1 protein-coding gene is annotated in these 1,467 nt (G+C 65.1%); it reads left to right on the top strand.

All coding sequences use genetic code 11. From position 1 onward, the window contains the following. Nucleotides 1-1,467 (top strand): amino acid adenylation domain-containing protein (locus FW796_RS31820; RefSeq protein ID WP_446440698.1); only part of this gene is annotated, 1,467 nt, incomplete at both ends.

Below are 1,467 nucleotides of genomic sequence, written 5' to 3'. Positions count from 1 at the left end.
TCCCTGACCTATGCCACCGATCTGTTCGAGGCCTCCACCATCGAGCGTCTGGCCCAGTCCTGGGTGCAGTTGCTGCAGGGCATTGTCCAGCAGCCGCGCCAGCGCCTGGGGGACCTGCCGCTGCTGGGTGCTGCCGAGCAGCACCAGTTGCTGCACGAGTGGACCCCGGCTACCGGTGAGTTCCCCAGCGATGGCTGTGTGCAGCAGTTGGTGGAAGCACAAGTACTGAAAACCCCTAACGCCGAAGCTCTGCTATTTGCCGGTCAGCGCCTGAGCTACCGGCAGCTCAACGAGCGGGCCAACCGTCTGGCGCACAAGCTGATCGAGCTGGGCGTGGGGCCTGAAGTGCGGGTGGGTGTGGCCTTGCAGCGCACCCCGGAAATGGTCGTGGCGCTGTTGGCGGTGCTCAAGGCCGGTGGCGCCTATGTGCCCCTGGACCCGGATTATCCGCAGGATCGTCTGGCCCACATGCTGCGCGACAGTCAGGCGCAGATCCTGTTGACCGAAAGCGCCTTGCTGGCGCTGCTGCCGTCCGTGGAATCCCTGCAGACCCTGCAACTGGATGCCCAGCCGGGCTGGCTGGATGGGTACTCGACAGACGACCCGGCGCCACGAGCGACCCCGGACAATCTGGCCTATGTGATCTACACCTCCGGTTCCACCGGTCTGCCCAAGGGCGTGGCGATTGCCCATCGCAACGTGCTGGCGCTGATCCACTGGTCGAACCGGGTGTACAGCGCTGAAGACCTGCAAGGAGTACTGGCTTCCACCTCGATCTGCTTCGACCTGTCGGTGTGGGAGCTGTTTGTCACCCTGTCCAGCGGCGGTTCCATCGTCCTGGCCCGCAATGCCCTGGAACTGCCGGAGCTGGTGGACCGTGATCGGGTGCGCCTGATCAACACCGTGCCGTCGGCAATTGCCGCGCTGCAACGCAGCGGGCAGATTCCGCCTAGCGTGCGAATCATCAACCTGGCGGGCGAACCACTGAAGCAGGCCTTGGTAGATAGCCTCTACCAACAGCCCGGGCTGGTGCATGTCTACGACCTGTACGGCCCTTCGGAAGACACCACCTACTCGACCTACACCCGACGCGAGGCGGGAGGGCAGGCCAATATCGGCCGGGCCATCAGCAACACCCAGAGCTACATCCTCAGTCCGGACCTGCAACCGGTGCCGGTGGGCAGTGCCGGCGAGCTGTATCTGGCCGGTGCCGGGGTGACCCGAGGCTACCTGGCGCGTCCAGGGCTGACCGCCGAGAAGTTCGTGCCCAACCCGTTCTCCAGCGACGGGGGCCGGGTGTACCGCACCGGCGACCTGACCCGTTACCGCGCCGACGGGGTGATCGAGTACATCGGCCGTATCGACCATCAGGTGAAGATCCGTGGTTTCCGTATCGAGCTGGGGGAAATCGAAGCGCGGCTGGTGCAGCAGGCGGCGGTGCGTGAAGCCTTTGTCCTGGCCCATGAC

The sequence above is a fragment of the Pseudomonas sp. 910_21 genome (genome assembly GCF_052850735.1).
The sequence above is the reverse complement of the archived record's forward strand: the minus strand, read 5'-3'. Positions and strand labels throughout refer to the sequence as shown.